Here is a 21870-nt window from a genome sequence, read left to right as displayed (position 1 = left end):
TAGCTATGGCACAGACTTTTCCGCTGGATTGCCTGCTGCCAGCGAGTACGTCACAGGGTTTGCCGTTGCAGGCACCACCATGGACATTAGCTTCAACGCCATAGAGCAAGCGGCTGAGCTGAGCGTCGCATCCGTCAACAGTGGTTGGTTTTTCCCATCCTGGGTAAACGATGGGCAACAAGATCAATTGGTCTGCGAGCTTGATTATGAGTTTCTCTCAGACCCATCCGGTAGACGACATGCTGGCTTGTGGTTGGCAACCTCTACCGGTGTTATCGGTTACCGCATCACCCATCTGGATAGCATCTGGAGAATATCAAAAATCACGGCATGGACTGGTTCGGAAACAGTCATTCAGGAGATAGCTGATACGGCTTTCCCCATGGAGATAGGCGCTCGGCGCACCATCAGAGTGGAGAAGTTAGGTGAAACAATTACTGTCATGATCGATGGGTATCTGTGCGCAGTGTTCTTTGATAACACCTACAACAGCCTATTCCCGGGGGTTCACCTGTACGGCTGCACCGTCAGAGTCTACGAGCTGAGCTATCAATCGCCAGTGCAGTTGGGTGCCGTTCGGGCGGGGTTATCCGGTGGCAGTCTAGAATGGGCCAACGCTGAAACCCAGGCCCAAGCCTTCCCTGGGCAAAACCACTGGGCCCCCCTGGCCGCCAACCCGCCTGAGTTGGCTGTGCCGATCAGCCAGGTGCCGCACCTTACCACCCCTCCGACCCGCGCCGAGCTGGGCTATATCGCCGGGGTGGTGACGGTCAAACAGGTGCCGGCCCCGGGCCGCACGGTACGCTGCTTTGACCCAACCATGACCCTGGTGGCCGAGACGGTGAGTGATGCCGGCGGCCATTACCGCTTTGATAACCTGCTGCGCAATCGGCGCTATCTCATCCTGGCCCAGGACACCTGGGAGTTTAACTATGCCCCGGTGGGGGCGGACCGTAGAACGCCGGAGGCCTACCCATGAGCATGACTTACTCCCTGGCCATCAAGCAGGCCCGGGCCAATATCCTGGCCAGCGCCCTGGCTGCAAACGGTCAGTCCACCATCACCCTCTATACCGGCGTGGCGCCGGATGGCGTGGGGGAGATCACCGACCAGGCGGCGGTGGTGACCCTGACCCTGGATGCCAGCCCGGTGGCGTCGGTGGAGAGCGGGGTGATCACCTTGGTGCCCATCGAGGAGCAGATGATCCTGGTGACGGATACCGTGGGCTGGGCTCGCCTGGCCGATGGGGCAGGCACTGCATTGGCGGATCTGGCTGTCGGCCTGCTGGCTTCCGGGGCCGATCTGGCTCTGCCCACCCTGGACCTGATTGCCGGCAGTTACCTGCGCCTGTCCAACGTCCAGATCCGCGAGGCCTAACCCCGGGAGCCACCCATGGCAGAACCGTTAAACCTGGACCTATGGCAGGCGCCAGCGGGTGATGGGCCGCTTAACCTGGACCTGGGGGCCACTGGCGAGGCGATCAGCCGGGTCTATGGCACCCTGGATGCCCAGGGCCCTACCAGCCAGATCAGCCTGCAGGCGCGCCTGACCAGCCAGGGCAACCTCATAGGCCGCAGCCTGTGGCAGCGGGCCATCACCCAAGCCAGGCTGACCCTGGTGGGCCAGGGTGGGGCAGTTTGCCCCACTGAGACCCTGCGTGGGGATCTGCACTGGCTGTGGATCGGCAACCTGTACGCCACGCCCCCCGGCCCTGGCCGGGCCCATGCGGTGACCACCGTCGATCTGAATGTCTACCGCGACCCCATGGGCCTGGGTGGCGACACCTGGCGCAAACAGGGGCAACCCATCGCGCCGGCGGCCACGGCCATTGACTGGCAACATGCCCCCCGGCTCACCGCCAAGCCTGCCACCGCCTGGCAGCAGGCCGAAGCCCAGCAGCAACAACCCGGCTGGCACCAGGCCCATCTGCCGCGCTTGCGTCATGCGCCATCGGCCTGCCATAGCGAGGCGCCAGAACTGGGGCAGGGGGCCGCCTTCTCCCATGGGGATCTGGCGCGGTTGCGGCGCACTCCCGCGCTGGCCCATGCCGAGGCACCGGGCATCGACCGCCAGCCCAGGCTGCTGTTCATGGATCTGCTGCCACGGCGGCACCGGCTCGCCAGTCTCGCCTGGCGCAGCTGTGATCCGGCCATTATCCGCCATCAGACCGATAAGACCGCCCGCGCCCTGGCCCGCCATCTGGCGCTGGTCAGCCGCTATGAGGAGGCGATTTACCCAGGGCCTGGCCGCCATGATCTGCCTCCGCCTGTACCACCCCTTGAGCCGCCATCAGGCTGGGTGGAGCTGGATTTTCAAGCCCTACGCCAGGCCACCACCGATCTGGAATTTGTCTGGGTCGAGCTGGCCGATGCGGCCGTTATCATTCCCACCCGGAGGGTGTATCTGGTGAGCAATAGTGCCTCTATCGTGCGGGCCTCCGATGGCCGCAACATCCCGGCCTCCTCGGTGAGCCTGGACGTGGACTGTGATTCCTGGGCCTGGCAGTTTTCCGCCAGCCTGCCACGGATTGTGGATGCCGAGGCCCTGGAAGGGGAGCAGGTGATCATCGAGGTGAACGGGCATCAATGGACCTGCCTGGTGGATGGCTGGAAGGATAACCGCGCCTGGAATAGCCAGGGGGCCACCATTAGAGGTCGCAGCCTGAGTGCCGAGCTGTCCGCCACCCACCTGCTGGCGGCGAGCTATGCCGAACCGGAGGCCCGCACCATGGGCCAGCTGGCCGGCCAGTTGCTGCCCGGCGCCTGGAGCCTGGACTGGCAGGCGGCCGACTGGCTGGTGCCGGGGGGCTGCTGGAGCTTTGATAATCAGGTGGCCATCGCCGCGCTGCAGACCCTGGCCGAGGCGGCCGGGGCATTTATCCGGCCGGATCACATGGCCCGCGCCCTGACGGTGCTGCCGCGCTATGGCATCAAGCCATGGGAGTTGGCCAGCAGCCAGGTGGATCTGTATGTGCCAGATGCCATCCTGGTGACCAAGGGCCGCGACCGGCAGGCTCGCACGGCAGGCGAGGGGATCTGGCTGTCCGGTGGGCAAGCCGGTGGCATCCAGGCCCTGGTGAAGCGTACCGGCACCGCCCCCAGTCAGCTGCTGCCGGATCTGGTCAACCCGCTGATCACCCATGTGGACGGCGCCCGGGCGCTTGGCATCCAGCAGCTGGCCGCCAGCATGTCGGTGAGCCTGGACACCCTGGAGCTGCCCATCAGCAGCGATACCGGGCTTATCTTGCCCGGCACCACCCTGCAGACCCTGGACGGCAAGGGCTACGGCCGCAGCCTCAAGGTGGCGGCGAGTATGAGCCAGGATCGCAAGCTGACGGTGCGGCAAACCATCGAGCTGGAGCGGCCGCTGGGCCTGTAACGAGGAGAGAAGCATGAACCTATTTCGCAAGTTCATCAGCCTGCTGCCCCAGACCGACCGGCGCGGCCTGGGCACCGTCACCGCCACCACGGCCACCACCACCACCCTGAGCACACTGGGGGGTGGCAGCATCACGGTGCAAGGCACCGGCGTGGAGGTCGGCAGCCAAGCCTACTACAAGGGCGAGGTGCTGGTAGGCGAAGCGCCCAACCTGCCGAGCTATGAAATCGAGGTATGAGATGGATCCGCGCCGGGCAAATCTAGTGCTGCGCACTCCGGCCATTACCTGCCCCCCATGACATCACATGGCCGTGCGTAGGAGTGTCTCCAAACTGGCAGTTTTATTCCTAATACTCACTCCATGACCACAAGCTAATCAATGGGATATGAAGGCCAATGTTTTAGGAAAAACCTCATTCCACCCTGACGAGACGGTGATTCACTGCGGATTTAAAATCCCTCGCTGGCAACGGCGTGCCGGTTCGACCCCGGCACCGGGCACCATATCGATCAATAAGTTATGGATGGCGGCACAGTCTTCTGTGCTCACCTTCCTAATATGCTTTCCTAATATTCCGCTCGAGTTTTGTTCCGTTGGTGCTGCCTCATGCTCATGGGGTGAGGGTGGCGCTGTGGTCAAGTCCGTGTGCCAAAACTGGGGGCGGGCTGGAAGCTGGCTATCGTTACATCCGTTCCACTTCATCAGATAACCGATTCGTGACTTTCCTCTAGGTTTTGCGGTTTGCAAGATTATTGTCTGTGTGCTACCGACGGAGTATGGTGGGGCTGTCCTTAGACCAGGGGTAGCTAATGGCGCTATTGCCGGCGCCAGCAGCGGGGAAAGGGCATGGCAGATTCGGCATCTGTGTCGGTGTGAGAACAGGGTATCGCCGATCAAGCGTGGGAGGGGGGATATGGCGAGTGAAGCGCTATTGACGGCCGAAGAGTTGGCCTTTATCCATGAGTTGGAGTGTGATCCCAGCCAGCTCAGCCGTTCCGATGCATCAGTGATTGAGTTGGGTGGTGATGCCCATGCCAATTCCCTTCTGGCCCGGCTTGGCCTGGCTAATGAGCTTAAGCTGGTGACCCTCTTTCGCCAGCACGAGCTGGTTTTCCCGGTCGATGTGGTGATGGATGAGACACAGTCCTTTCGGCTGGAACTCCATAGCCCCGAGATTTTCGAGTTGGGCGTTCGTCTGCGCAACTGGCGGCTTAAGTTGGCGACGCCGCTGCCGGTGCGCAGCCGGTTGGATCGGCGCCCGTTGGCGTTGGCCGAGATTTCGTCCACGGGCTTTTGTATTGATGGACGGGATGATGACGCGCCTGAGTTTCTCGAGCTGGACTTTCGCTTACCCGAGAGCCAGGAGCTGCTGCAGCTGAGTGGCATCAAGGTGCGTCGCACCCAAAGTGGCTGTACCGCCTACAGCATGGCGCTGGCCCCCGAACCCAGGGAACCGCTGCGTCGCTTTCTCTATCAATGCCACAAGCAAAATTATGAGGATTTGTCAGGGCAGAGCCCGGTTGCCTGAGACTATTTTGCTCGGCTCAATCACCTTTCTTCTATTTTCTCCTGCCAGATTGGCGGGCTTTTCTTGTTCCTCTTGCCTGCTGGTGTATGCTGCGGCCGTCTCGCCGGGGCACGTGTGTTATCGTGCCGACGTCATGTGGCGATAAGGGGTGTTGCACAGTGGACCTGATACGCGTCTTGTTGGCCTGGGCTGTCTTGCTCCTTGGCGGCGGCTGTCTGGCTCAGGAGTTCCGTTTTAACATGGGGCCAGCGGGTTATCCGCCTTACATGATAGTGCCAGCGCCGGGGCATGCGGCCGGTGGCATCATGTTTGATGTGTTGCAGCGCGCCAGCCAATCGCTGGGCCGGACGGTGAGCATTCGCCTGATCCCCCGCAAGCGGGTGAATCTGGCCCTGGCGGATCATGAGTTGGATGTGACGCCGCGGGCGCAGGAGTGGGAGCCTGATGCCGATCATTACGCCTTTACTCAGCCGGTGGTGATGTTGGGGGATGTGCTGTTTTGTCATTCGCGCCAGCCGCAGACCTTGGCCGATCTGAGCGGCCTCACATTGGGCACCAAGCTGGGGTATGCCTACCCTGAGCTGGCGACCGGGTTCAGCCAGGGCCAGTTCACCCGTCAGGATGCCAAGACCGAGCTGGCCATGCTGCGTAAGGTGCTGGCTCGGCGTACCGATTGCGCCGTGGTCAATCAGGCGGTGGGCCAATGGCTGATCCGCGCCAATCCTTCACTGGCCACCTTGCTGATGGCCGATGTGGGACTGCCCAAGGTGGGCTTTCGCTTCATGTTCCGCCAAGAGGATGCCGCGCTGGCATTGGCGCTTGACGAGCGGCTGAGCCAGCTGGCATCAAGCGGCGAGCTGCAACGCATCATTGCCCGCTATCTGCCCTGACCTGCAAACCGTAAAAAAAGCGAGCCCGAGGGCTCGCTTTTCGTTGATGAGTAGACTGTTGACTTACTCGCTGACGGTGATGAAGTCCGCCGCGCTGGTGCCATCGGGCAGGGCCAGGGCACCGGCCGTGGTACTGCTCACCACTATCTCCTTGGCCACGCTGAAGGTGACCGGCGTGGTGCTGGCGACATCGGCGGACGGGCTGACATACACCTGATAGGTGCCCGGTTCGATGATCCACTCATTGTCATCCGGGCTGAAGCTGGCCAGGATATAGGCCGGGATCTCAAAGCTCAGCTGCTCGCTGCTGCCGGCGTCCAGACTGGCGGTCTTGGCGTAGGCCTTCAGCTCGATGGCGGGCTTCTTGAGCTTCACCTCCGGAGCACTCACATAGACCTGGGCGACTTCTTTACCGGCCACACTGCCGCTGTTGGTAATGGTTGTCGTCACAGTCACGCTGCCCTTGGCACCATCACTGTCCAGCGTATTGCTGCCCACCGCCGTGCCCGCGTAGCTGAAGCTGGTGTAGGAGAGGCCATAGCCGAACGGGAAGCTCACCGCCTTGTCGAAGGAGCTGAAGTAGCGGTACCCCACATAGATGCCTTCGTTGTAATAGATGTCATCCGGGCTGCCGTCACCGTCCGTGTCCTCACCGGGGAAGGTGCTGGCCGATGGAATATCGTCATAGGATTTGGGGAAGGTCTGGGCCAACTTGCCGCTGGGGTTGACATCGCCGGAGAGCAGATCCGCCACCTGACGGCCGGTCTCCTGACCGCCCATATAGGCCAGCAGTATGCCGTCCACCTTGTCCTTCCACTGCTCGGTGTCGATGACGCCGTTGACATTCAGCACCACCACCACGGGCTTACCCTGGGCCTTGAACAGGGTGGAGACCTGGTCGATGAGCGCCAGCTCGGCGTCGCTCAGGTAGTAGTCACCGGCCTCGGCGCTGCGGTCCGCCCCTTCACCGGCCTGACGTCCGATGCTGATCACGCCCACATCATCGGCGCTGGCTGCCGTTGTGATCAGGCTGGTCAGCTCATCACTCAGGCTGGACTCGTCACAGGTGTAATAGCCCGCCGCCCCGAAGTTGCCGGTATGATAGACCTTGTTGGCCTCGTAATAGCTGGCGTAGAAGCTCTGCAGATCCGCGTTCACGGTGAAGCGCTCCGCCAGGCCGTCTGCGATGTTGACGGTATAGGCGGCATTGACGTCACCTGAGCCGGTGCCGCCCTTGTAGGTGGCGATCTGGTTGACGCCGAAGGTGGCCACCGTGTTGCTGTCGGCAATCGGCAGGGCGTTATTGTCGTTTTGCAGCAGCACCATGGACTCGTCACCGGCACGCCGGGCCAGGGCGGCGTGGCTGTTGAGATCCGGGTTGTTGCTGTAGGCATAACCCTGATAGCTGGGGCTCTTGAGCACCTGAGTAAGGATATGCAGGGCTGCGGTGTCCACGTCGCTCTGACTCAGGGTGCCGGCCTCCAGGGCGGCCGCCAGCTGGGCCTTGACGCCGCCCGGCTCGATGAGATCCTGCCCGGAGAGCACCTGCTTGTGGGCATTGTTGGACACATCGCCGGCAAACCAGTCGGACATGGCCAGGCCGTTAAAACCCCATTCATCCCGCAGTATGCTGGTGACCGCATCCCGACGCTCGTTGACATAGCTGCCGTTGACCTTGTTGTAGGAGGTCATCAGGGCCCAGGGTTGCGCTTCGGTGACCGCGATCTGGAAGCCCCGCAGGTAGATCTCCCGCCAGGTGCGGGGCTCGGCGATGTCGTTGATGCTGCTGCGGTTGGTCTCGGAGTTGTTGCCGAAGAAGTGCTTGATGGTGGTACCGACCCCGTTGGTCTCGATGCCGTTCACCATGGCGGCGGCCGTGTGGCCGGTGAGCACGGGATCCTCGGAATAGTATTCGAAATTTCGGCCGTTCAGCGGGTTGCGCTGAATGTTCATCCCTGGCGCCAGCAGGATATCCACGCCGTATTCCTTCACCTCGTTGCCAAAGGCTTCGCCCACTTCTTCTTGCAGTGCCGTATCCCAGCTGGAGGCCAGCAGGGAGCCGATGGGCCAGGCGGTGGCGTAGAAGGTGCCGCTTTGGCCATCCCGGCTTGACGAAATCCGCAGCCCGGCCGGGCCGTCCGCCAGCTTGAGGGCCGGGATATGCACGCCGGTCTCGTCGTTGAGGATGCCGTTGATGTAACCCGCCACGCCGGAGACATCGTTCACCAGGTTGGTGGGGCTCTCACCGTAGTAGGTGTTGGGGCCGGAGAGCAGATCCAGCTTCTCGCTGGTGCTGAGTTGCGCCAGCAGACCGGTGGCCTGGCTCAGATAGTAGGCATCATCTTTGGTGGTCGTTTGGGTCTGCTCGTCATCCGAGTTGCAGCCGACCATGGCGCCGGTGAGGGCCACCGCCACGGCCAGGGCCAGCAGTGTGCGTGTAGGGGTATGCGTCATCATATCGCGTCCTTTGGTGTTGTTGTCGATCCGGCGCGACGTTGGCGTCGGATGGCCACCTTGTGTGGCAGCGAACTGACGATAGCGAACTTGGCTTGGCGGGATTTGACCGATTGGTGCAGAAATTTGACCAACTGTTGCAGGCTGTGCAACTTTCGAAAGCGCTTTCAAATTTGCACTTTGTTACAAAAAAGGCGTGCTGCAGCGGCGGGACTCGGCGCGGGCAGATGAGGCTGGCGGGCAAACGGCATGCCGTTTGCCCGGGATCGGCTAGGCGCTGAGCCAGGGCGGGGTCAGCAGGGGGGCGGCGGGCCGCTGGGCGATGATCTGGCCCTGGCGCACCGACAGCCGTACATCCCCCTGGCGGCGCAGCACGCTGTAGTCGTCTTCGCCGTCCAGCAGGATGAGGTTGCCGGGGTTGCCCACGGCGATGCCGTAATCGGCGATCTGCAAGGTGCGGGCACTGTGGTCCGTGATGAAGTCCAGCGCCCGGCTGAAGTCCTGGTGGCCCATCATCTGGCAGATGTGCAGGCCGAAGTCCAGGGTGCGCAGCAGCTTGCCGTTGCCCAGGGAGTACCAGGGATCGAAGATGGAGTCCTGGCCCAGGCAGACGTTGAGGCCCGCCTTGTCCAGCTCCTTGACCCGGGTGACGCCCCGGCGCTTGGGATAGCTGTCGAAGCGGCCCTGCAGGTGGATGCTCTCGGTGGGGCAGGCGATGAAATTGAGATCGGCACGCTTGAGCAGGCGGAACAGCTTGGAGCAGTAGGCGTTGTCGTAGGAGTGCATGGCGGTGGTGTGGCTGGCGGTGACCCGGGGGCCCAGCCCGGCCTTCAGGGTCTCGTAGGCCAGCACCTCCAAAAAGCGCGACTGGCCGTCGTCCGTCTCGTCACAGTGCACGTCCACCAGCTTGTCATGCTTGACCGCCAGGGCGATGACCTGCTGCATGGAGGCCACTCCCAGCTCCCGGGTGTATTCAAAATGGGGGATGCCGCCGATGACGTCGGCCCCCACCTCGATGGCTTCTTCCATCAGCGCCAGGCCGCCCTCATAGGAGAGCAAACCTTCCTGAGGGAAGGCCACCACCTGCAGGTGGATCTTCTCTTTTAGTTCATCCCGCAGGGCGCAGAGGGTCTTGAGGCCGACCAGGCTGGGATCCGAGATGTCGGCATGGGTCCGCACATGCTGCACCCCCTGGCCGATCAGCAGCTCCAGGGTCTCGTGCACCCGGCGGCGGATATCGGCTTCGCTCAGCAGGGGCTTGCGCTCGGCCCAGCGCTCTATGCCTTCGAACAGGGTGCCACTTTGGTTCCAGTTCGGTTCGCCGGCGGTGAGGGCGGCATCCAGATGGATATGGGGTTCGATGAAGGGGGCGCAGGCCAGCAGCCCTTGGGCATCGTATTGGCCGCTTTGCGGGGCGAGCGGACCGGATTGGGCTTGGATGGCGGTGAAGCGCCCGTCAACCATGGTGAGGCTATGGAGCGCCGCCTGATGGCGCAAGCGGGCATTGATGATTTGCATAGGGACCTCGTGGGTGTCGGTCAGGCCTTAGCCTGATGAATATGGTGATGCTGCAACAAAATTTGTTCGATCAGCAGGGCATTTTGCAGGTTGAGGCGGCTGAAGGGGTCGCTCAGGCTGCGGCCGGTGAGTTGCTCTATTCGTTTTAGTCGATAACTCAAGGTGTTGCGGTGGATCCCCAGCTGCTGGGCCACCTCCTGCTGATTGTTGAGCTGATTGAGGTACTGGCTCAGGGTCTGTTTGAGCTCCCAGGGCTGTCCCTCCCGGGCAAAACAGAGCACGCCCAGCTGTTCACGGCAGAACTGGGCCAGCAGCTGACGTTGCGGGATGGCGGCAAACAACCGGGCTATGCCCAACTGCTCGGAGAAAAACAGGGGGCTGCCGGCCTGTTGGCCAAATTGCACCGCCTGACGGGCCTGATCCACGGCGCAGGCCAGCTGGCTCAGATCCGGCGTCAGCTCGCTGATGCCCAGATGGAGCGCCAGATCCGGGAACTTGCGCGTCAGCACCGCCAGGGCCTGCCGCAGTTCCTCGTCGAGGGCGGTGGCACTGCTCTGCTGGGTGGGCCAGAGGGCCAGCAGATCCTGATCCTGCCCCAGCACCGGCCAATCGATGTGCCGACGCTGCAACAGCTCCCCCAGGGCCTGTTCCAGTTGCTGGCGGCGGTGGAGCAGGGCGCAGCCAGGCGCTTGCTCAGACGTCTGCAGCTCGGCCCGCAGGGCCAGCACCACATAAGGGTGCCGGTCGGGCAGCCCCAGTTCGCTGGCCCGCAGGTGGATAAGTTCGGGCGCCTCGGCAAAGCCATTGATGAGGCGCGAGAGGAACAGCCGCACCGACTGGCCCAGCAGGTTGTCCTGGACGATGGCATTGCTGATCACCTCGGTGACCAGCACCATCTTGAGGGCATAGGGCTGCTCCAGCAGGGTGAAGTTCAGGTGGTTGGCCAGGGCCAGCACAGGCCCGGGTATCGCCTTGATGTATTCGGGCCCGGTGAGGATCACCATGCCCGCCACCTGCCGCTCCACTCCCTCGCGGATGAGCTGCTTGAGGTTCTCTTCGCTGCGCCTGTGGTTGATGCCGGTGACAAACACCAGCTCGCCGCCCTGTACCCAGGGGGCCAGGGTGTCATTCTCCACCACATAGGGCCAGCGGATGGGCTGTTGCGAGCCCTGCAGGCCGGCCCGCAGGCGGATGCTCTCCAGGCCGGGCAGATGGGGAATGTCGGCGCAGCGAATCGTCATAGCGGCACCTTAACGATCTTCCAGTGCCAGGCTGGCATCGGTCAGTGGCAGGCGCAAGAACAGGGCGTAGGCCGTCACGGCCACCGCCACGCCCACCACCGGCGGCACCAGGGGCGAGAAGTAGGCCGCCGTGGAGCCCAGGGCGTAGGCCAGCAGGCCGCACCAGTTGAAGGCCGGCAGCTGGGCTTGGGCCAGGCGCGGGTACTGCCCCTTATGCTTGAGCCAGAAGTCCGCCATGATGACGCCGCCGATGGGCGGGATGAAGGTGCCCAGCAACACCAAGAAGGGGATCAGCAGGTTGTACATGCCGCCTAAGGCCAGCAGGGTACCGATGGCGGCGCCGCCCAGGGTCACCAGACGGCGCTTGTCGGTGCGCAGCAGGTTGCAGCCGGCCACGGCGAAGTTGTAGATGGTGTTGTCCTGGGTGGTCCAGATGTTGAGAAACAGCATCAGCACCGCCAGCACCACGAAGCCCTGGGCCAGCATGACGTCCACTATGTCGGCCTGCTGGTAGATGAGGGTGCCCAGAGCACCGGTCAGCACCATGAGGCCATTACCGATGAAGAAGGCCGCCAGGGTGGCCAGCACGGCTATCTTGGGGGTGCGGGCGAAGCGACTCCAGTTGGTGGCCTGAGTCCCGCCGCTGACGAAGGTGCCTATGATGACGGTGATGGCCGAGGCCAGGCTCATCTGCTCGCTGGGGCTTTGCCCCATCAGGCCGCCCAGGCCGCCGATCTGGGTGAGGCCTGTGTACAGGCTGATGAGGATAAACAGCATCATCAGGGGCACGGCGATGCGCGAGAGCCAGTCCAGGCCGCGATAACCCACCATGGCGGTGATGCAGAAGGCCAGCCCGAAGAAGATGATAAGCGGGGTGCTCCAGGCCGGGTCCAGCCCAGTGGTCTTCACCAGCACCTCGACTATGGTGGCGGCGCCCCAGGCATACCAGCCGATCTGGGTGAAGCCCAGGATGAAGTCGGAGAGCTTGCTGCCCACCTCACCAAAGCAGAAGCGTCCCATCAGCACAGAGTTGAGACCGCTCTTGGCGGCAATATAGGCCAGGGTGGCGGCGTAGGCCCCCAGCAGCAGGTTGCCGATGAGGATGATCCCCATCAGTTCGCCAAAGCTGAAGGCCTTGCCGAGGGAGCCGCCGGCCCACATGGTGGCGGTGAAAAAGGTAAAGCCCAGCAGCACCACGGAGGTGGAGAGCAGTCCCTTGCGTGCCGCGTTGGGCACTTCGCTCAACGGATAGTCGGATTGTTCCATATCTGGCTTCCTTTAATGGATAGGCGCCCCAATGCGCCAGGCTGAGTAAGGCAACGGTCATGCCAGGAGGTGAGGCATTAAGGGTGCCCCCTGTTTGCTTGTCAGGCCTGTCGAAAAGTGCAACGGCGATTTTGTGCGAGCTGCACAAATCATACCGTCGGCCGGGATGGGCAATCACGGCGTGCCAGACCGACCTGGCGTGCCAGTTTGGTGCGATTGATCTGGGTTAGCCCCTAAGCGGTGCGGACCAGGCTGTTGACCGCGCACTTGGCTGACAGCCCGCCTGCAAAAATTCCGGCAAGAATCTGGCGCACGGCCTATGATGGCGGCCTCTTGTCTTAAGTTGTGCTTGGCTTAGGTCATTCTTGTTGTTGGTTGTGTCAGCGTGTCGGAGGAGTCGTGGCCGGTGTCGGTGTTTCGTTGATCGGATCCTTGCTGTTTGCCTTCTTGTATTACTACACCGGCTGGCTGCGGCCGCTCTCCGGTGAAGCCATCTATGGCTGGCGGGTGCTGCTGACCTTCCCCTTTTTGACCCTGCTGCTGTTGGTGCGGGGCCGCTGGGGCCAGGTGGGGCAGATAGGTCGTCGGCTGGCCCTGGGGGGCTGGCGCTCTGGCCTCTGGCTGCTCTCTTCGGCGGCCATGCTGGGGGTGCAGCTGTGGCTGTTTCTCTGGGCGCCGGTGAACGGACAGGGACTGGCGGTGTCCTTGGGTTACTTTCTGCTGCCCCTGACCCTGGTCCTCACCGGTCGGCTGCTGTTTGCCGATCCGGTATCCAGGCCCCAGTGGCTGGCCTGCGGCCTGGCCCTGTTGGGCGTGGGGCATGCCTTGCTGGGGGCGGGGGCCCTGGCCTGGCCTACCTGGCTCGTCTGTCTGGGCTATCCCGTTTACTTTGCCCTGCGTCGCTGGCGTGCCATTCCTTCCTTGGGGGGGCTCTGGTGGGATCTCTTGCTGAGCCTGCCGGTGGCCCTGTGGTTTGCGCTGGAACACAGCCCGGTTGAGCTGTGGCAGGGGGGGCGGCTGGCCTGGCTTATCCTGGGGCTGGGCTTTATCAGCGCCCTGGCGTTGTCGTGCATGATGCTGGCCGGCGAGCGGCTGAGCCTGCCCTTGTTTGGCCTGCTGAGCTACGTGGAGCCTGTGCTGCTGGTGGTGGCGGCCTTGCTGCTGGGTGAGAGTCTCAGCGCCGAGCAGTGGTGGACCTATGGCCCCATCTGGCTGGCGGTGGCCCTGCTGGGGGGCGAGGGAGTCTGGCGGCTTATGGCGCGCCGACGCCCTGGCGCAGCGCCTGGATCTGCAGATTGATCACCCTCATCAACTCGGCCTGCCGGCGATTGCATTGGGCCGTGGTGATGAGTCCCTGCAGGGTGACGGCGAGCCAGGTGGTCAATACATCGAGATCGGCCTCTGCTGCCAACAGGCCCTGTTGCTGGGCCCGCAACAGGCTGGCTCGCAGATCGGTGGCGACTTCCTGGTAGTTGCCCTGGATCTGCGCCTGCAAGGCGGGATCCTGTTCGGCCAGCTCCATCAGGGTGCGGACCAGCAGGCAGGCGCCCCTCAAGGTATCGTCCACCACCTGGTTCATGTAAGCGGCGATACCATCCAGGGCATCGCCGGCGGCCAGACAGGCATGGCGGCGCGCGCGCTTGGTGTCGATGTAATGATCCACCACGGCGGTCAGCAGGCCGCGCTTGTTGCCAAAGGCGGCATACAGGCTGCCCGGATGCAGACCGGTGGCGCTGACCAGCTCCTGCATGGTGGTCTTGGCATAGCCCTTGGTGCTGAACAGGGCCATGGCCTGCTGCAGCACATGCTGGCGATCGAATTCGGCACTGCGCATGGTGTCTCCTCTTGGGGCAATCAGTGTACCCTAGTTGCTGCTGGCCTCCAATAATCTTGAATGAGCGTTCAAAAATAAGTTGCAAACCGGGCTGAAAGGATTTTGAATGGCCATTCAAGAATCAGCCTGGAGCTAATCATGACCGCCACCTTGCTTGAACCCTATGTGCTCAACGACACCCTCACCCTGGCCAACCGTATCCTGATGGCCCCCTTGACCCGTTGCATGGCCGGCCCCGGTCTGGTGCCCACCCAGCAGATGGCTGATTACTATGCCCGTCGCGCCCAGGTGGGGCTCATCATCTCCGAAGCCACCATCATTCGGCCTGACGGCCAGGGCTATCCCAATACCCCCGGCATCTACAGTGCCGGACAGATCGCCGGCTGGCGCTTGGTGACCGATGCCGTTCATGCCCAGGGCGGCAAGATCTTCGCCCAGCTGTGGCACACGGGGCGTATCTCCCACTCCTTTTTCCATGGCCAGACACCGGTGGCGCCGTCGGCGGTAGCCTGGGAGGGCACCTTGCCGCGGATGCGCGAGCTGCACTACGAGTTGCCCCGCGCCCTGAGTGAGGCCGAAATTGCCGAGTTGGTGAGCCAATATGCCCAGGCGGCAGTCAATGCGCGGGAGGCCGGCTTCGATGGCGTGGAGATCCACGGCGCCAACGGTTATCTCATCGATCAGTTCCTGCACCACGAGACCAACCTGCGGCAGGATGGCTACGGCGGAACCCCGGAGAAGATGGCGCGCTTCGCCCTGGAGATCGTCGATGCGGTGTGCCGGCAGATCGGTGGTGAGCGGGTGGGGCTGCGTCTCTCCCCGGGTGGCTATGCCCACCTGAAGGGGGACGCGCGGGATCGTGCCGTATTCGATCACCTGCTGGCTGAGCTCAACGAGCGAGAGCTGGCCTACCTGCACCTGGGGATCTTCGATGACAGCCTGACCTTCGATTACCTGGGCGGCCGCGCCAGTGACTATCTGCGGGCCCACTATCAGGGGCATCTGGTGGGTGTGGGTAACTACAACCCGCAGTCCGCCCAGGAAGCCATCCTGGCCGAGCGCTTCGATCTGGTGGCCATCGGCCGGCCGCTCATCGCCAATCCGGATTATGTGGCCCGGCTGCAGCAGGGCGAGCCCCTGGTGGCCTACGACGAGAGCATGCTCACCAGCCTGGTGTAAACCGGTTGAGTCGACAGTAAGGCGCTGGACGGCGCCTTTTTTCATCTGTTGGGCCCAGCCTGTCGGGTAGCCAGCGGGAGACCCCGGCTAAATTGACATCAAAAGGTCATGGGCATGTCACCTGGGCATCATCCGGCTGTCGCAGCCTTAACGGGTCCGCAGCCAGCAAGGAGATGCCCATGTCTGCCGTCAGCCCCCTCTATTTTTGCCGCGCCCTGTTTCTCTCCGATCTGCACCTGGGCAGTAAGGACTGCAAGGCCGACTACCTTCTCGATCTACTGGCTCAGGTGCGCCCCGAGCAGCTGTTCTTGGTGGGGGATGTGATCGATCTGTGGTCCCTCAAGCGGCAACCCTACTGGCCTGAGAGTCATCAGGCGGTGCTGGTGGCGCTGCGAGCCCTGGCCCAGCGCGGTACCCGGGTGATGTATATCCCGGGCAATCACGATGCAGCGCTGCGGGAGTTTGTCGGCAGTCAGCTGCTGGGGGTCGAGCTGCAGGAGGAGTGGGTCTACACCACGGCCCAGGGCAAACGGCTGCTGCTCATTCACGGCGATCAGTTTGACGGGGCCGTCATGGTGGGGCGTTTCACCAGCTGGCTGGGGGACAGAGGCTACGATCTGCTGCTGTGGCTCAACCGCTGGAGCCACTATGGCCGCCGTCGCATCGGCCTGAGTTATTGGTCCCTGGCCAGTTTCCTGAAGCATAGGGTGCAACTGGCCCAGCAGGCGGTGGAGCGGTTTGTGCGAGCGGCCGTGCATGAGGCCCGGGAACGGGGGCTCGATGGCATCGTCTGCGGTCACATTCATGCGCCGGATCTGCGCAGCCAGGCGGGCCTCCTCTACTGCAACACCGGCGATTGGGTGGAGAACTGCACCGCCTTGCTGGAGCAGCGGGACGGCCAGCTCACCCTGCTGCACTGGAGTGAGGTGCAGCGCCAGCTGGCGGTGCATCAACAGCCATCCGCCGCCTGAGCGTTCAGGCTGGGAGTGGGCCGTCCGCTGGGGTACAATCGCTGCCTTCGAGTTGGGAGGAGTTGGTGATGCAAACCTTTATGCTGGCGGGACACCCTCATGTGGCCCTGTGTGATCTGCTCAAGTTGCAGGGGTGGAGCGACAGCGGCGCCCATGCCAAATCGGCCATCGCCGATGGTCTGGTGACCGTGGATGGTCAGGTGGAGACCCGCAAGCGCTGCAAGATAGTGGCCGGGCAAGTGGTGGGCTTTGAAGGCCAGTCGGTGACGGTGACCGAGTAGTCATCTTGTGATGTCGACAGCAGTATCAAACATCAGGGGCCTCAGGGCCCCTGAGTCATTTGAGAAACTGACAGAAGTGACAGGGCACAGCAGTGCCGGCTGACTACAGTGATCAAGTGGACTCGGCAGTTGCTAGGTCTGACAGTCTTTGTCCTGTGGTCGACAGTGAGGGTGCCATGTCCAAGGAACTGTTCTGTTTTGCGCCGGAAGTGAATGAGGGGCTGGAGTCTGTGACGGGGGCCTGGCAGGTGCTCAGTGTCGAAGATGATCCCCAGTATCAGGCCACCCTGCATTTTTCATTACGCAACCTGCAGGTGCTCGGGCGGCCGTTGCAATTGCTCAAGGCCCAGTCCGCCGCCCAGGCCGTGAGCCTGATCCCGCAATACCCCAATCTGAGCGTCATTTTGCTGGATGTGGTGATGGAGCAGGATGATGCCGGCTTGCGACTGGTGCGCACCATCCGCGAGGTGCTGGGCAATGCCACGGTACGCATCATCTTACTCACCGGCCAGCCGGGGATGGCGCCGCGTGAAGATGTGATGCGGCGCTTTGATATCGATGATTACTGGTGCAAGTCCGAGCTGACCAGCGAACACCTGCACACCATCATCACCGGCAACATCCGCACCTGGCAGCAGCTGACCCAGCTGCAGCAGGCTCGCCAGAGCCTGCAACTGCTCATCGATGCCAGTCATAACCTGTATGCCAAACGGGATCTGGACAGCTTTGCCCAAGGGGTGCTCGAAGAGATCAGCCAGCTGCTGGATCACGATAATCACGGCATCGTCTGTACCCAGTACCAGCCAAAGAGCCAGCAGGCTGCCTCCACCATCATTGCCGCCAGCGGCGCCTACCGACAATATCTCGGTGCCTCGGTAGAGGTGCTGCCCGAACCCAGTATGGTGGAAGCCTTTCGCCTGGCGGCCCGCAGCCAGGATCATCTGTTTTTCCCCGATTATTCGGTGTTCTACTTTGGCAGCGAGGCGCCAGAGCCGCGCATCTATATGACCATGGTGCGCTGCACGCGCCCCCTGGAGGAGGCTCAGATCAGTCTGCTCAAGGTGTTTTGTGAAAATGTGCGTACCGGTTTCGTCAACGTCGCCCTCTACAACCGGCTGGGGGAGCTGGCCTACCGGGATCCGCATCTGGGCTGTTTCAATGGCAACTGGCTACTCCATGAGCTGGAGACCATGCGCAAAAGCGATTTGGAGCGGGCGCAGTTGATGCTGCTGCGGGTGGAGAACGTCAACGACATGAATGTCACCTTCGGCGCCGCCTTCTGTCAGACCCTGATGCAGGCCCTGTATGACAAGTTGCAGCTGGCCTTGCCCGGTGCCTTGATTGTTCGCATGGATGAGGCCAGTTTCGGCCTCTTGCAGGCGCAATCGGATCGGTATGACAAACGCTTCTTCGACCGGCTGCTGGAGGCACCACTGACGCTGTCCGGCAGCGCACATAGTCTGGCCATCACCCTGGGTGTGGTGGTGTTGGGGGATGTGCCGGATCTGGCGGCGCACTCGGGGGATCATCTGGTGCACCTGGCGCTCAGCACCCTGGATATGGCCCGCTACCGGCAGTGTGGTTACCTGCGTTACCAACCTCAGATTGAGCAGGCGATCGCCGAGCGTTACTCCCTGCTGAGTCAGCTGCGTCTGGCCTTGAATGAAGATCAGCTGTTTTTGGAATTACAGCCCAAGGTTCAAATGACGGACGGCAGCTTGGTGGGCTTCGAAGCCCTGGTGCGCTGGCGCCACCCAGAGGGCAAGATCATTCGACCCGATCAGTTTATTCCCCTGGCCGAGATGTCCGGGCTCATTGGTCGGCTGGATCACAAGGTGTTGCGCATGACCCTGGATGCCATCAAGGCGCTGCATCAGGCCGGCATTCGGGTGCCGGTGGCCTTTAATGCCTCGGGCATTGAGCTGGTGAGGCCACTGTTTTTTGAAACCCTGCAGCAAACCATCCAGGAGTCTGGCGTGGATCCATGCTGGCTGGAGCTGGAGATCACCGAGAGCCAGGCGGTGCAGGAGTATGACTTGATCACGCCAAACCTCAATCGCCTGATCCAGATGGGCATGCAGATCAGCATCGATGATTTTGGTACAGGCTATTCCTCGCTGACCCACTTGGCGGAGCTGGAGGCAACCACCTTGAAGATCGATAAGAGCTTCGTGCAACAGATGGGGGTTTCGGAATACGGTGATGAGTTGGTGACGGTGATCATCCGGCTCGCCAGCCGCTTCGGCTACAAGATCATTGCCGAAGGGGTGGAGACTCAGGCACAACGCGATCAGCTGCTGGCACTGGGCTGCCCCTTGGGACAAGGCTATCTGTTTGCCCGTCCCATGCCCCTGGCCGATGCGCTGGTGTGGTCTGAGTCGTATTTGGTCAAGGGGAGGGAGAGCCGCTAGATGTCTTTGTCGGTACTTAACAAGCCGCCCAACCTGGTCTGGCGCCTGTTCAGCCTCTGGTTGCCGCTGCTGGTGTTGATCGTGATGGGGGGCACCTTTGCCTATACCCAGAGTCGCGATGCCCGCCTGGCAACGGTGACCGCCGAGCAGACGGCCTATGTCAATCAGAGCATCACCCAGATCAGCGCCGAGCTGTCCCATCTGCGTCACCTGATGTTATTGCTCAAAGGCTCTGCTGCCATGCGGCAGGGTCTGCCGGCGGATGACAGCTGGCAGCTGATGCGCATTGAGAGTCTGTTTCGCCGTTTTGTCAATGTGGTTCCTGGCGTGTCCCAACTGCGCTGGTTGGATGAGCAGGGCATGGAGCGGATCCGCCTCAACATCGGCCCGAAGGGCGCGCTACGGGTGCCGGATAGCGAACTGCAGAACAAGGCCGATCGCTACTATGTTAGTCAGGGGATGCAGGTCGCCGCCGAGCACGTCTATTTTTCCCCGATCGATCTCAACGTGGAGCACGGCAAAATAGTCGAGCCCATCGAGCCAACCCTGCGGGCCACCCTGAGAACGGGGGTGGGTGATGGGCTGGCGCCGGGGCTGCTGGTGATGAATATCAACCTGGCGGATCTCTTTGAGCGGCTCAGCACGGCAGTGAGCGATGGCATGCACCTGGAGATCCTCAATGGACAGGGCTATTGGCTGCTACATCCCGACAAACGGCTCACCTGGGGATTTCAATACAATGCCGAGAAAAATAATCTGGCGGTCAGAGTCCCTCGTTTGTGGCAACAGATGGGACAGCACCACTATGCCAATGGTCAAGCCTTGGCTGGCGAATGGTTAAGTTACTCGCTCATTCAGATCGAAGATCAGGACGAGGCGCCTCGCTATCTATATCTGCTGGTCACCACGGACGATGGGCGCTTGGCGCAAATTCATGCCGCCTTGCTGCCGCCCATCCTGGCGGTCTGTCTGCTCTGTCTGTTGGGAGGGGGCGCCGTCCTCTATCGCATCGGCCGCGCCGACCATGAGCGTTGGCAGTTGGGTCATCGCCTTGCCAAAGAGCAGGCCGCTCTCCGTCAAGCCTATGAGGATCTGGCCCGACTCCATGAGACCTCTCAGCTGCTGCAAGACGAGCTGGTGGAAACCCGCAAGCTCTCGGCATTGGGCATGATGGTGGCCGGCGTCGCCCATGAGCTCAATACTCCGACCGGCGGGGCCCTGGTCACCCTGTCCACCCTGCACAAACAGCTGCACCAGTTAGAAGAGCAGCTCAGCAGCGGATTAAGGCGCAGCGATCTGGAGCGCTTCGTCGGCCAATGTGATGAGGGCTTGCGTCTGGCCCTGCACAATCTGCAGCGGGTGGCTGGACTCATCAAGCGCTTCAAGCGTCTGGCGGTGGATCGTTCCCAGGAGCAGGTGCACAAGTTTGAGCTTAAGCAGTGCGTCGACGACTTGCTGGCCAGCCTGCATCCCTTACTCAAGCATCAGCCGGTCCAGCTGCATGTGACGATACCGGACCAGCTGATGCTGCACAGCTTCCCCGGCGTGCTCTCCCAGGTACTGCAGAACCTGATCGATAACGGGGTTCAGCATGGCTTGCTGCCAAAAGATGGTGGCAACCTCTGGCTGGAGGCCAGCAAGGTGGAGCGGCAGCAACTGGAGATCCGCCTGCGGGACGATGGGGTGGGCATGAGTGCCGAACAACTGGCCACCATCTTCGATCCCTTCGTGACCTCAGGACGGCATCAGGGGCATATCGGCTTGGGAATGCACCTGGTTCACCAATGGGTGACCCAGGTGCTGCAAGGCTCGTTGAAGGTCAGCTCGGTGCCCGGGGAGGGCAGCTGCTTCGTGTTGACCCTGCCGTTGACAGTGCGAGAGCCGGTGGCCGAAGCGATCGATTAGTGCTCTTGCTTACGCAGGCTCTGCCAGATGGCATGAAAGCCCATCAGCAGCAAGCCAGCCAGTAACCCGGTACTCAGGTTAAACAGCAGGCTGGTGAGACTGGCCAGCACTCCCCCATCAAGCAGATGCGCCTGTAGCCGTTCCAGGCCATGGTGCAGATGGGGGCTGCCGTGGGCCAGGATACTGCCTCCCACCAGGAACATGGCCAGTGTGCCCAGCACGCTCAATACCTTCATCAGCCGCGGTGCCAACTGGATCAGGCCTAGCGCCACCGTCTGAGTGGCCTTACCGGCACCCGGCCGCTTCTGCAGCCAGAACCCCAGATCGTCGAGCTTGACGATCCCCGCCACCAGGGCATACACCCCGACCGTCATAAAGAAGGCGATGAGGGAGACCACCGCCAGTTGCAGCCAGAAGCCGTTGCCCTGCACCGTGCCCAGGGCGATGACGATGATCTCCGCCGACAGGATAAAGTCGGTACGAATGGCGCCGCGGATCTTCTGCTGCTCCAGGCTGGGCAGATCCGTTTGTTGTGCCAGCTCTTGCAAGCGGGCCAGCGCCGCCTCGGGGGCCTCCGCCTTGGGCCACAGGGCATGGGCCACCTTCTCCATGCCTTCGAAGCACAGATAGGCACCGCCTAGCATCAATAGCGGCTGGATCAACCAGGGGGCTATTGCGCTGATCAGCAACGCCAAGGGCACCAGGATCAGCTTGTTGCGTAGCGATCCCTTGGCCACCGCCCAGACCACGGGTAGCTCCCGCTCGGCGCGAACCCCCGAGACCTGCTGGGCATTGAGGGCCAAGTCGTCACCCAGCACGGCGGCGGTTTTCTTGGCCCCCAATTTGGTCATCAGGGCGATGTCATCCAGCAGGGTGGCAATGTCATCCAAGAGTGCGAGCAGGCTGGTGCCGGCCATGGTGAAGACTCCTCAATCTAGGGGGGCGACCAGTATAAGGCCTGCTGCGGCGCTTGCCAGCCAGCATCCGCTGCTATGCTGGAAAAACGGTCCCTG

18 protein-coding genes are annotated in these 21870 nt (G+C 62.3%); 12 read left to right on the top strand and 6 right to left on the bottom strand.

Going from position 1 to position 21870, the window contains the following annotated elements:
• The first annotated feature begins 442 nt into the window (after positions 1 to 442).
• From ABD847_RS01500 to ABD847_RS01475, 6 genes are all read left to right on the top strand, one after another.
• Positions 443 to 979 carry a hypothetical protein gene (locus ABD847_RS01500; protein ID WP_345009341.1) on the top strand — a complete coding sequence of 179 codons (537 nt, stop codon included), beginning with the start codon at positions 443 to 445 and terminating at the stop codon, positions 977 to 979.
• Entirely contained in the window at positions 976 to 1377 is a 402-nt protein-coding gene (locus ABD847_RS01495; RefSeq protein WP_345009340.1) for a hypothetical protein, read from the top strand. Before ABD847_RS01500 ends, ABD847_RS01495 begins: the two co-directional genes overlap by 4 nt.
• Before the next feature lie 15 nt (positions 1378 to 1392).
• Entirely contained in the window at positions 1393 to 3378 is a 1986-nt protein-coding gene (locus tag ABD847_RS01490) for a hypothetical protein (protein WP_345009338.1), read from the top strand.
• A gap of 13 nt (positions 3379 to 3391) precedes the next feature.
• Positions 3392 to 3616 (top strand): hypothetical protein, encoded by a 225-nt coding sequence (locus tag ABD847_RS01485; RefSeq protein WP_345009336.1) that lies wholly within the window; start codon positions 3392 to 3394, stop codon positions 3614 to 3616.
• Positions 3617 to 4292: 676 nt separating this feature from the next.
• Positions 4293 to 4907, top strand: a complete 615-nt coding sequence (locus tag ABD847_RS01480; protein WP_345009334.1) for a hypothetical protein — start codon at positions 4293 to 4295, stop codon at positions 4905 to 4907.
• Between the two features lie 158 nt (positions 4908 to 5065).
• A complete protein-coding gene (locus ABD847_RS01475) occupies positions 5066 to 5797 on the top strand; it encodes a substrate-binding periplasmic protein (RefSeq protein ID WP_345009332.1) in 732 nt (243 codons plus the stop codon).
• 63 nt (positions 5798 to 5860) lie between these two features.
• On the opposite strand, the gene ABD847_RS01470 is transcribed toward ABD847_RS01475, so the two are convergent.
• The 4 genes from ABD847_RS01470 to codB all read right to left on the bottom strand — a co-directional run bounded on the left by ABD847_RS01470 (position 5861) and on the right by codB (position 12276).
• Positions 5861 to 8251 (bottom strand): glycoside hydrolase family 3 C-terminal domain-containing protein, encoded by a 2391-nt coding sequence (locus ABD847_RS01470; RefSeq protein WP_345009724.1) that lies wholly within the window; start codon positions 8249 to 8251, stop codon positions 5861 to 5863.
• A 270-nt stretch (positions 8252 to 8521) separates the two neighbouring features.
• Positions 8522 to 9769, bottom strand: coding sequence for a cytosine deaminase (gene codA / locus ABD847_RS01465; RefSeq protein ID WP_345009330.1), 1248 nt, complete (start codon positions 9767 to 9769; stop codon positions 8522 to 8524).
• Positions 9770 to 9789: 20 nt separating this feature from the next.
• Positions 9790 to 11010, bottom strand: coding sequence for a PucR family transcriptional regulator (locus ABD847_RS01460; RefSeq protein WP_345009328.1), 1221 nt, complete (start codon positions 11008 to 11010; stop codon positions 9790 to 9792).
• A 9-nt stretch (positions 11011 to 11019) separates the two neighbouring features.
• Complete coding sequence (gene codB, locus ABD847_RS01455) at positions 11020 to 12276, bottom strand: cytosine permease (protein ID WP_345009326.1); 1257 nt, start codon at positions 12274 to 12276, stop codon at positions 11020 to 11022.
• A 345-nt stretch (positions 12277 to 12621) separates the two neighbouring features.
• Between codB and rarD the strand changes: the two genes are divergently transcribed.
• A complete protein-coding gene (gene rarD / locus ABD847_RS01450) occupies positions 12622 to 13575 on the top strand; it encodes an EamA family transporter RarD (RefSeq protein ID WP_345009324.1) in 954 nt (317 codons plus the stop codon).
• On the opposite strand, the gene ABD847_RS01445 is transcribed toward rarD, so the two are convergent.
• The gene (locus ABD847_RS01445; protein ID WP_345009322.1) at positions 13529 to 14110 is read right to left on the bottom strand and encodes a TetR/AcrR family transcriptional regulator; all 582 of its coding nucleotides are present in this window, start codon (positions 14108 to 14110) and stop codon (positions 13529 to 13531) included. The genes rarD and ABD847_RS01445 overlap by 47 nt on opposite strands.
• 138 nt (positions 14111 to 14248) lie before the next feature.
• Between ABD847_RS01445 and ABD847_RS01440 the strand changes: the two genes are divergently transcribed.
• The 5 genes from ABD847_RS01440 (at position 14249) to ABD847_RS01420 (ending at position 20857) form a co-directional block, all read left to right on the top strand.
• Positions 14249 to 15289, top strand: a complete 1041-nt coding sequence (locus ABD847_RS01440; RefSeq protein ID WP_345009320.1) for an alkene reductase — start codon at positions 14249 to 14251, stop codon at positions 15287 to 15289.
• Between the two features lie 179 nt (positions 15290 to 15468).
• Positions 15469 to 16260 (top strand): UDP-2,3-diacylglucosamine diphosphatase, encoded by a 792-nt coding sequence (locus ABD847_RS01435; RefSeq protein ID WP_345009318.1) that lies wholly within the window; start codon positions 15469 to 15471, stop codon positions 16258 to 16260.
• A gap of 68 nt (positions 16261 to 16328) precedes the next feature.
• The gene (ybcJ, locus tag ABD847_RS01430) at positions 16329 to 16541 is read left to right on the top strand and encodes a ribosome-associated protein YbcJ (RefSeq protein ID WP_345009316.1); all 213 of its coding nucleotides are present in this window, start codon (positions 16329 to 16331) and stop codon (positions 16539 to 16541) included.
• Positions 16542 to 16717: 176 nt separating this feature from the next.
• Positions 16718 to 18952 (top strand): GGDEF/EAL domain-containing response regulator, encoded by a 2235-nt coding sequence (locus ABD847_RS01425; protein WP_345009314.1) that lies wholly within the window; start codon positions 16718 to 16720, stop codon positions 18950 to 18952.
• Entirely contained in the window at positions 18953 to 20857 is a 1905-nt protein-coding gene (locus ABD847_RS01420; protein ID WP_345009312.1) for a sensor histidine kinase, read from the top strand.
• Here the strand turns inward: ABD847_RS01420 and ABD847_RS01415 are convergent.
• Entirely contained in the window at positions 20854 to 21774 is a 921-nt protein-coding gene (locus ABD847_RS01415; protein ID WP_345009310.1) for a DUF808 domain-containing protein, read from the bottom strand. The two genes, ABD847_RS01420 and ABD847_RS01415, sit on opposite strands and share 4 nt — an antisense overlap.
• Between the last annotated feature and the right edge of the window lie 96 nt (positions 21775 to 21870).

Source organism: Pseudaeromonas paramecii (assembly GCF_039540575.1).
Taxonomy (GTDB): domain Bacteria; phylum Pseudomonadota; class Gammaproteobacteria; order Enterobacterales; family Aeromonadaceae; genus Pseudaeromonas; species Pseudaeromonas paramecii.
Note: the sequence above shows the minus strand (reverse complement) of the source record. Positions and strands in the feature narration are given on the sequence as shown.